General features: G+C 64.6%; 7 protein-coding genes. 2 read left to right on the top strand and 5 right to left on the bottom strand.

Translation table 11 applies throughout. From position 1 onward, the window contains the following. Window positions 1-224: 224 nt before the first annotated feature. Window positions 225-2,237, top strand: coding sequence for a 3-hydroxyacyl-CoA dehydrogenase/enoyl-CoA hydratase family protein (locus tag RMO95_RS22220; RefSeq protein ID WP_310452878.1), 2,013 nt, complete (start codon window positions 225-227; stop codon window positions 2,235-2,237). A 115-nt stretch (window positions 2,238-2,352) separates the two neighbouring features. Here RMO95_RS22220 and RMO95_RS22215 read toward each other — a convergent pair whose 3' ends face one another. The 3 genes from RMO95_RS22215 to RMO95_RS22205 all read right to left on the bottom strand — a co-directional run bounded on the left by RMO95_RS22215 (window position 2,353) and on the right by RMO95_RS22205 (window position 6,011). Further along, on the bottom strand, window positions 2,353-2,994 hold the full coding sequence (locus tag RMO95_RS22215; protein ID WP_310452877.1) for a hypothetical protein: 642 nt from the start codon (window positions 2,992-2,994) through the stop codon (window positions 2,353-2,355). An 11-nt stretch (window positions 2,995-3,005) separates the two neighbouring features. Then, complete coding sequence (locus tag RMO95_RS22210) at window positions 3,006-5,240, bottom strand: hypothetical protein (RefSeq protein WP_310452876.1); 2,235 nt, start codon at window positions 5,238-5,240, stop codon at window positions 3,006-3,008. A 399-nt stretch (window positions 5,241-5,639) separates the two neighbouring features. After that, window positions 5,640-6,011, bottom strand: coding sequence for a hypothetical protein (locus tag RMO95_RS22205; RefSeq protein ID WP_310452875.1), 372 nt, complete (start codon window positions 6,009-6,011; stop codon window positions 5,640-5,642). A 291-nt stretch (window positions 6,012-6,302) separates the two neighbouring features. Between RMO95_RS22205 and RMO95_RS22200 the strand changes: the two genes are divergently transcribed. Beyond that, window positions 6,303-7,274, top strand: coding sequence for a hypothetical protein (locus RMO95_RS22200; protein WP_310452874.1), 972 nt, complete (start codon window positions 6,303-6,305; stop codon window positions 7,272-7,274). Window positions 7,275-7,327: 53 nt separating this feature from the next. Here the strand turns inward: RMO95_RS22200 and RMO95_RS22195 are convergent, their stop codons facing one another. Beyond that, a complete protein-coding gene (locus tag RMO95_RS22195; RefSeq protein ID WP_310452873.1) occupies window positions 7,328-8,050 on the bottom strand; it encodes a ribonuclease activity regulator RraA in 723 nt (240 codons plus the stop codon). Between the two features lie 26 nt (window positions 8,051-8,076). Continuing rightward, on the bottom strand, window positions 8,077-9,381 hold the full coding sequence (locus tag RMO95_RS22190; protein WP_310452872.1) for a M18 family aminopeptidase: 1,305 nt from the start codon (window positions 9,379-9,381) through the stop codon (window positions 8,077-8,079). Window positions 9,382-9,452: the final 71 nt, after the last annotated feature.

Genomic DNA, 9,452 nt, shown 5'->3' with positions numbered 1-9,452 from the left:
GCTGGCTGTGCAAAGCCAGCCGTGGGCCGCGCAGCGGCCGGGAGGGGGATGGGGGCAGAAACAGGCGCTCGGCAGACGTGTCACCGCCGGTTTGCACCATCCCCACCCCAACCCTCCCCTTGAAGGGGAGGGAGTTGGCGGCTCCGGACAATCGCTCACAACAATTGTGCGCGCGGCGAGAATATCGGATAATCCTTTGTATACCGCATACACAGGAACCGATCATGACCGCCAGCTTCGCCAATCCCCTGCTCGCCACCCCGTCCCGCCCCCTGCCACGCGCCGTCGCCGTGATCGGCGCCGGCACCATCGGCCCCGACATCGGCTATTACCTGAAAAGCGCCCTGCCGGACCTCAGGCTGTATCTGGTCGATGTCTCGCAAAAGGCCGTGGACAGCGCACTGCTGCGCTTTCAGGAGTATTCGCGCAAGGCCGTGGCGCGCGGCAAGATGAGCGAGGCCGATGCCGCCGCGGTGACGTCCAACCTGTTCGGCACGCTGGACTACGCCGACATCGCCGACTGCGACTGGGTGATCGAAGCCGCCACGGAAAACCTGGCGCTGAAACGCAAAATCTTCGCCCAGATCGAGGCCGTGGTCAGCCCCGACGCACTGATCACCTCCAACACCAGTTCCCTGCCGGCAGCGCAGATCTTCTCCGAACTCAGGCACAAGGGCCGCGCGACGGTGACTCACTTCTTCGCCCCGGCCTGGCGCAACCCGGCCGTCGAAGTGATTCGCTGGGAGCAGACCGACCCCGCCGTGGTCGACTACCTGCGCTGGACCTTCTGCATGACCGGCAAGGTGCCGCTGGTCACCGCCGACGTCGCCTGCTTCATGCTCGACCGCATATTCGACAACTGGTGCAACGAGTCGGCCATGCTGCTCGACCGCGCCATCGCGGCCGAAGTCGATAGCGTCGCCGCCGAGTTCGTCCATGCCGGCCCCTTCTTCGTGCTCAACCTCGCTCACGGCAACCCGATCATCACCGAGACCAACACCCTGCAGGCCGAGATGGAGGGCGATCACTACACGCCGGCGCCGATCTTCCGCTCGGTCGACAGCTGGGTCACGGTGCCTCCCGGCAAGCGCGTCGAGGTCGCCGCTGAAACGGCCCAGGCCGTGCGCGAACGCCTGCTCGGCATCCTGTTCTCGCAAAGCGTGGATATCGTCGACCGCAAGATCGGCGATTCGGCCGACCTCGACCTCGGCTGCCGCCTGGCGCTCGGTTTCAAGAACGGCCCGCTCGACCTGATGCGTACCTTGGGCGAACCCACCAGCGGCAACGCGCTGATGCGCCTGCGCGCCGAGCGTACGGGCATGCCCATGCCGCAGCAGCCCTTCGCCGACTACCAGGGCTTCCTGCGCCACATCCTGGTCGACGACCTGGGCGACGTCAAAGTCATCACCCTGCGCCGCCCCGAAGCCATGAACGCGCTGCACGACGAGATGAACGACGAAATCCTCTCGGTCATCCACCGCTTCGAGAACGACCCCAAGGTCGCCGGCTTCGTCCTCACCGGCTATGGCACGAAGGCCTTCTGCGCCGGCGGCGACATCGGCCGCTTCGTCGACATGCTGGGCGACGCACCGGCCTCCGAGCAATATGCGCGCGACTGCTCGCGCCTGCTGGTGCATCTGGACCGGATGAAGAAACCCGTCGTGGCTGCGCTGAACGGCATCGCACTGGGCGGCGGCTTCGAACTCGCCGCGCGCTGCCACAGCATCGTCGCGCTGAAGCGCGCCTGGATCCAGATGCCCGAAGTCACGCTGGGCATCGTCCATGGCATCGGCGCCATGGTCGTGCCCTACCGCCGCTGGCCGCACGCGACGCCGACCTTCAACGCCATGCTGCGCACGGCCGAACGCCTCAAGGCCAGCCGTGCTCACGAACTGGGCATCATCGACGCACTGGCCGACAACTACGAGCAACTGATCGCGCTGGCCGTGGCGCGCGTGGACCAGCTCGCGGGCAAGGTCAAACCGATAGGCGACGCGCCGGTAACGGTCAGCATCGAGCCGGTGGAAGCCCGCGCCGCCAGCGGCCAGATACTCAGCCGCGAGTGCATCGCCCTCATGGAACAGGCCATCCTCGAAGCCGCCGCGGCAAAGAGCTTCGCCGCGGCACTGGAAGTCGGCTACAAGGCCTTCGGCCTCTCGGCCTGCATCGAGAGCGCACGCGAAGGCATCACCGCCTTCAAGGAAAAACGCACGCCGGATTTCAGCAGAACGAAGTAAGGAGTCATGCGGCGTGATCGCGGCGACAAGCCCCGATCACGCCGGCTCGCGCGGTCGCATCCGTCGGCCTGGCAAGCGGAGGTTCGGTTCGGATGCCGTCGACGCGACGACTTGCCTAACCTCTTCTTCCGCTTCCCCCATTGTTGAGTCTATTGACTCGTTCGCAATGACGTTCATCGGTGGCGGGATCGCATTTAGCCAATAATTCCCTTAGCCAGGCCTTCTTGTCGCCAATAAAACGCGCAGTCGCACTGAGTTGAGCCGGGCCCCGCCCCCGCGCCGTGCACATAAACACGCGCCCGTTCCGGTGGCTTGTGCAGTTGCACGCTTGGGGAGATCGGTCCTGTTGAGCGAACAGCTCGCGCGCCAGGCTGCAGGCGCGCTGCTTTTCGGTGGAGGAAGCCATCGCCAGATCGGGGTACGGATCTTCGCTTTCGGCCGCCGGCCTGGCACCTGCTTTCGCTCCTTTGGGATCTTCCGCTTGCACGAGGCACATGTGCATGGCGCCGACCATATCGCAATCACAGTCGCCAGATGCCCGGCCAGTCTTGCTCGCCTGGGATTTCGCCCGCGCACACGCGGCTTCGGCGCTCGCGGCGCTCGCCGAGAAAGTCTCCGCTGACGCGGCGCCAACAGAAAACAGAAGAATCAGGCAAATGGCAGTTCTCACGGGAATACCTTCCAAAATTGGATGCGAGCCGTTGCTTCGGCGTACATCGAGGGCAGGCTGGAGCAAGTGGCTCGCATCGAGATCCATTCGGCCTGGGACTATTTTGTGCAGTTCTTCAAATATTGACAGGGGTCGGCAACAGGCAATTTCGCCGCGGCCGCGCAGGGAAGCTCGCATATGCTTCCTCCTCCTGCAACTTTCATCGTTCGTCGCAGGATGCTGCACTGGATGTTTGCTTCCTGGGTATAGGTGGAAAGACCCGTCGTCTTGGCCAAGCAGACGTCGAATGCAACCAATGAGCATCCGGCGTCGAACTGGGCATTGCCAGTGGACCGATAGCCATATACTTTTTGCTTTGATGGCGTGGCGCATTCCTTCGCAGCGGCCATTTGTTCCGGTGTCGCGGCAGCTCCTTTCGGACCAACCACTTCGGCTCTGCAATTGTTTGAATTGAAGAGCGTATTGCAAGAGCATGTACCGGTGATTTTCTGGCCATCTTGTTTCGTCATGCGTTTCGACACCTCACAGGCCTCTTCTCTGGTCGATCTGCTCACCACAAATATTCTCGCCGAACCAGCAGAAGCTTTAGGGCTCGCGGCGGCGCCGGAACTGCCGCTGCCCGTGCTTCCACTTCCCTGAAGAGAGGAAAGCATGGCGCTGTTCATGTTGCCGACAAGAGCCGCCATCCCCGTGTGGCCGTCTCCGGCAAGCGCCGACGCGGTGACATTGTTCGTCTGATTGATCATGGCCCCAGCCAGGGAATTGACCAGGCTTGAACCTGCCGGATCTTGACTCGTAGCGGCTTGTCCGTTGCCGGCCCCATCTCTGGCGACTTGATCCTTCGTCTCGCGGGCCAACTGTGCGGTAATGCTGCCCAGCACGCCCATCGCAACGCCATCTGCGCCACCCGTGCCCGCAGCCGCCGAATTGATTTGGGCAGCGGCGTGATCCACCAGCCCCGAGGCGAGACCGCCCAATATTGCCCCAAAAAGGTCCGATCCGCCGCTGGCAGGCTGTTCGGCCTGCACCCCTGCGTCGGTCGATCCCGCCAGTCGGGGCTGCTCACGTTGCGCGGGTTCGTAGCGCTCGGGCGCTGGGCGCCGCCCGTCGTTCGGCGCTGCCGCAATGGTCGGCGGAACGATTGGCGCGGGCATTTCGTATACACCACCAACCTCCCAGTTGTAGTTGGCGTAGGTCGTGGTGGTGCGGCTGCCGTAGTCGCCTTCGGCCGCCATCAGCGTTTGCGTCCCAGCCGACGGCAGCACGTGTGTATTTTTTGATGAGTCGTATTCCCCGATGGACGAGAGCATTACGGCCAGGTCTTCAAGATAGTAATCGTCGGTTTCCTTCCCCCCAATGTTGGAGTTGCTGGATGAATAGCTGCTTTTGCAGCGTATCTTCCATGCGGCTCCCGCCAGCCGGGCATCCAGTTCCTGCGCTGCCAACCGGCTCACCACGGTGCAGTCAGCAGCGAGCTTGGAGTCGTATTGCCGGTCCGCCAAATTTGCCATCTGGTAGCTGATCGTCTGCCGGGCGCCGACACGCATCGGGAAAAGGCTGCCCGTCAGCTCGTCGATGCTGCTGATGACGCCGCTCGGCTTGCCGTCGAAGGAGGAACCAAGATGGATGTAGCCGCACTGATACGCCCGATAGCTCATGCGGGCCTCGGGTTTGCCTTCGGTCGCAAAATCAGTCTGAGTCATCGTGCATTTATCGCCAACGGCTGCGCTCACACGCGTATTGCGGATGGCTTCTGCCCCGGGCTTGGGCAGTGACCGGCTCTTCGATCCGGTGTATTCCATTTCCTTCTTGCCCTGAAAGACAACCTTTAATGCGCGAGGTTGTGGAAGCTTGCGGTAGGCCTCGGAGGCCTCGATGATTTTCCAGATGTCTTCACCGATCCCCAGCGGAATCGCGGGGCGGGACGGCGTAGTCGCCAGAGCGACAGCCGTGTCGGTTTGCCCGGGTCTTCTTTTGGATTCCGCAGACTTTCCTGGTAAGGTCTTTTTCTCGTGACCTGACCTCTCGCTAACCAGGCGTGGCGCAGCGAGCACTACGTCAATTCTCTTGACGACGCCTTCCCCGATCCGCACCTCCTGCTCGAACACCTGCTCGCGCAGGCTATCTGTTTTCTTCACCAGGCGCAGTTTCACGGTGCCCGCGCCAACCTTGGCGTCGAGCGGACATTCCCCCTTGAACCTGCCGTTGATCGACACCTCGGCGCCGATGTCGGCGCCTTCGCAGGTGACGCGAAGCATTGAGCTTTGGGCATGGGCAGCCGAATGCGCAACGACCACGGCGACAAGGAGGACGGCGGAAAGAACAGGGCTCATGGCTTCTCGACTCCTCGATTTCGAGCGACCTCTCGGGAACAAGGTCGCCAATTGGTGCGTCAGTTTCTATTTGCGCCCACTGGTACGCAGACATGTTGAACCCGATGGATGTAGGAGCGAGCTTGCTCGCGACAACGGCTTATCGCGGGCAAGCTCGCTCCTACAGGGAATGCGCCTTTTCCGTGTTGACTGACTACCAGGCTCGTGACGCGCGCTACAGTGCACGCTATTGATTGAAACGTCAAGAAGTTGCCGGGGATTGTCGAAAGTTCTTGAGTCGCCCGGAGCCATTGCGCGCAGTCAATCTTGTTGCCCTGCTGCCCGGCAGGGCATGCGCGATGGGCGAATCAACGTGCTGCAGTGGATGAACTATCGGGCATTCGTATCGCATGCTTGAATTCACAAGACGGCTGATTGGGCCGCGGCTCTGCTCAACCACACGAAGACCAGGATCACCAGCAAGAAGAACATGCTAAGCCCCAGCAGAATGGTCACTCCGCGCGCCCGCTCCGATGTTTTTGCAAAACTTACGCCGGTGACTATTTCGGGCACATATCCCCAGCTGAAATACACAAAATATCCAAAGCCCACCGTAAGCAGGGCGTTAAAGCCCATGGCATAACAAAACGCTGTGAAAAGTCCTGCATTGCGCACCAGCTTGACGGCGCCCATTACCCGGACTCTGGTCGGAGACATCTCTGTTCCCGATTTATTCCTTGGTTGCTTTTTCCGGTCAGCCCGCTTTTCAAGAAATTTACCGAATAGCTTCATGCCTTCCCCTGTTGGCGACCTTGCAGAAGATCTGGTCACTTCTATTCGCGCCAACGCTGACACTCAATATTGAAGGCCGGATGGTCACGTCCGGCGGGTATTGGGCGGCTGACGACGCCCAATACCTTGCGCGCGAATGCTTGACACGTCAACTGTCGAATAGCCGGCAAAGTCGGGCCGATTGCCGGCTGGCCAGCGCAACCCGGCACGCCCCGAGCGGCAAAACTGCGTGGCTTCCCTCGGCTTGCTCCGGCTTCGCGAGCGCTGGCCGCCCGGCTATGCTCCACGGCCATGAGCAAAAATCCTGAAGCCCGTCTTACGCAGCATGCCCGATCGACCGCTACCGGCAACGCGGTCGATGTTTATGCCGCGCGCGATGCCGAAGCGGCCGCTTTGACGCTGGCCGGTGCCGACGACTACCAGCGCCGCGAATCGGATGCGCAGCGCCTTGCCGATACCGAGCTTCTCGGCGCCCTGCAGCGCAAGCTTGCCGCCGAGGAGCTGGCGATCCTGCAGGCGCAAAACCGCTCCCAGGCGGAAATGGCGGCCGAAACCGTCGCCGCCGAGCGTACCCATGCCGAGCGCCAGCTGGAAATCGCCAGCCGCAGCCGCTTCGACGCAGAGCAACGCGCCCTGGCCGACACCAAGCGACGCGAATTTGCCGCTGCCGAATTGGCCAAGGCGACGCAAGCCCGCCTGACCCGCGAGCGCGAAGCCGAAGCCATTGCCCGCCAGCGGGCGGAATCGGAGCGCAATGCCGCCGATCTGGCCGAACAGGCCACCCGTACCGAACGCGAACTGGAAGCCCTGACGCTGGCCCGCACCACGGCCGAACGCGACGCCGCGCAGCAGGCGGCGCGGCGCAAACTGCAGGACGACGAAGCCGCCGATGCCCTCCGCGTGCGGCTGCGCGCCCAGCAGGACGAGCGGGAAACCAAGGCCGCGCACGAGTCGGCCAATGCCCTGGCCGAGGCCGCGCACCTGCAGCGCCTGGGCCTGGAATCGGAGCTCGCCGGGCAGCCGCCGGCACCGGCGCCCATGGCCGCGGGCCAGCGGCGCCCGGCCCCCTCGCGTCAACTGCTGCGGCTTGGACTCATGCTGTGCATTGGCGCCGCGCTGGGATACGCACTCGGCAATCTGGGGATTTTCGAAAGCAAAGCCTGGTTCCAGGGCGAGTTGCCGGAAGCCGGGAAACTCAAGCTCGACCGAAACCTCTCGCCGCACACCGGCACGTCGAAACCCGGGTTGCCTGCGGCGCGCTGAATTCGCGCCGGGTTCACACCGGGTTCGCGAATAGTCCGGCGCAGCGCGCCAGCTCAGCCCTGCGTGCGCACCCAGGCCTCATAGCGCGCGCGGGTTTCCGCGTTGGGCGGATAGAGTCCTGGCAGCGCCACACCGGCCGCGACCTGGGTCATGATCCAGCCCTCCAGGCGTTCCTGCTCCACCGCCTCGGCGATCACCTCGGCCAGCAGCGCGGCCGGGATCAGCACCGCGCCATCGGCGTCGGCCACCACGATGTCATTGGGAAACACCGCGACGCCGCCGCAGCCGATCGGCTCCTGCCAGGCGACGAAGGTCAGGCCCGCGACCGAGGCCGGCGCCGCCACGCCCTGGCACCAGACCGGCAGTTGCGTGCCCATCACGCCTTCCACGTCGCGCACCACGCCGTCGGTGATCAGCGCGGCCACGCCGCGCTTCTGCATGCGCGAGCAAAGGATGTCGCCGAAAATCCCGGCGTCGGTGACGCCCATCGCATCGACCACGGCGATGCAGCCGACCGGCATGGCCTCGATCGCCGCCCGCGTCGAGATCGGCGACGCCCAGGAGGCCGGCGTCGCGAGGTCCTCGCGTGCCGGCACGAAACGCAGCGTGAAGGCGCGCCCGACCCGGCGCCGCGGCTTGTCGTGCAGCGGCCGCGCCTGGCGGATCCAGATATTGCGCAGCCCCTTCTTCAGCAACACCGTGGTCAGCGTCGCGGTGGTCACGCCGGACAGGACACGTATCGTCTCCTCATCCAGCGGCAGCGGATCGGTACCCATGCAAATTCCTCCTGTCGTCGTTGCGCTCAACTGCCGAATGCCGCCGTCAGGGCGGCGATCATGTAGCCGTGGTCGTGGGCGCCGGCGCTCTCGCGCGCGCTGTGCATCGCCCACATCGGCGAGCCGACATCGACGCTGGCTATCCCCAGGCGCGCGGCGACGATCGGGCCGATGGTGCTGCCGCAACCCAGGTCGCTGCGATGGGAATACTGCTGGCAGGGCACGCCGGCCTGCTCGCAGCAGCCCATGAAGCGCGCCGCCGTCTCGGCCTGGGTGGCGTAGCGCTGGCTGGCGTTGGTCTTGATCACCGGCCCGCCATTCACCAGCACCTTGTGTTCCGGCTCGTAGGCCGCCGGGAAGTTCGGGTTGTAGGCATGCGCCATGTCGGCGCTGATGAAGAAACTGCGCGCCAGGGCGCGGCGCCGGTCTTCGCCGTCCGCGCCCGCCTGCAGGCCGATGCGCGCCAGCACATCGCCGACGAAGCTGCCACCGGCGCCGGCGGCGCTCTCGCTGCCGACCTCTTCGTGGTCGAACAAGGCCGCCACGCAGCTGGCGGTCGGCTGCTGCATCGCCATCAGCGCGGCGATGGCCGCATGGCAGGAAGCCAGGTTGTCGAGCTGGCCGTCGGCGACGAACTCCTGGTCCGCGCCCCACAGGCAGCCCTTCTGTACGTCATAGACCGCCAGCTCCCAGCCCAGCAGGTCCGCCGCCTCGCCCTGCACGGCCTCGGCCAGCAACTGGCGCAGGCGCGCTGCGGCATCTTCCCCTTCGCCCAGTTGGCCCAGGATCAGCGGCAGCTCGGTCTGCTTGTTGAGCTTCAGGCCCTGCTCATTCACATCGCGATTCATGTGTATCGCCAGATTGGGCAGGCGCAGCAGCGGCTGATCGAAGCGCAGCAACTTCGTCTGCGGCCCCGCCGCGGTACGCAGCACGACGCGCCCGGCCAGGCTCAGGTCGCGGTCGGTGAAGGTGGCGAGTATCGGTCCGCCATAGACTTCCACGCCCAGGCGCAGCAGGCCATCCGCGGCCATGGCCGGACGCGGCTTGAGCCGCAGCCCCGGCGAATCGGTATGGGCGCCGACGATGCGATAGCCGCTTTCCGCCGGCGGTCGGCTGCCCAGCACGAAGGCGATCAGCGAGGCACCGCCGCGCGTCACGTAATAGCGCCCACCGGCCGCGAGCTGCCAGCGGTCGCCTTCCTCCAGCCGCGCGAAGCCGTGCGCCAGCAGCCGCTGTTCGGTGCTCGCCACGGCATGCCAGGGGCTGGGGCTGGCGTCGATGAAGTCGATCAGTTCAAGGGCGGTCTGGCGGGCTGGCGTGGGCTGGGGCATGGCTATTTGGGAAAAAAACGCAACAGGCGAAGCATACAAGAGGTGCCGCGCTTGCCGCTCGGCAAGCAGCG

The sequence above is a fragment of the Sulfuritalea sp. genome (genome assembly GCF_031426875.1).
Classification (GTDB): domain Bacteria; phylum Pseudomonadota; class Gammaproteobacteria; order Burkholderiales; family Rhodocyclaceae; genus Sulfuritalea.
The sequence above is the reverse complement of the archived record's forward strand: the minus strand, read 5'-3'. Positions and strand labels throughout refer to the sequence as shown.

Excerpts from the sequence above, each read along its gene's own strand:
- RMO95_RS22220 (WP_310452878.1), top strand. The coding sequence starts at position 225 with ATGACCGCCAGCTTCGCCAATCCCCTGCTCGCCACCCCGTCCCGCCCC.
- RMO95_RS22215 (WP_310452877.1), bottom strand. The coding sequence starts at position 2,994 with ATGGATCTCGATGCGAGCCACTTGCTCCAGCCTGCCCTCGATGTACGC.
- RMO95_RS22210 (WP_310452876.1), bottom strand. The coding sequence starts at position 5,240 with ATGAGCCCTGTTCTTTCCGCCGTCCTCCTTGTCGCCGTGGTCGTTGCG.
- RMO95_RS22205 (WP_310452875.1), bottom strand. The coding sequence starts at position 6,011 with ATGAAGCTATTCGGTAAATTTCTTGAAAAGCGGGCTGACCGGAAAAAG.
- RMO95_RS22200 (WP_310452874.1), top strand. The coding sequence starts at position 6,303 with ATGAGCAAAAATCCTGAAGCCCGTCTTACGCAGCATGCCCGATCGACC.
- RMO95_RS22195 (WP_310452873.1), bottom strand. The coding sequence starts at position 8,050 with ATGGGTACCGATCCGCTGCCGCTGGATGAGGAGACGATACGTGTCCTG.
- RMO95_RS22190 (WP_310452872.1), bottom strand. The coding sequence starts at position 9,381 with ATGCCCCAGCCCACGCCAGCCCGCCAGACCGCCCTTGAACTGATCGAC.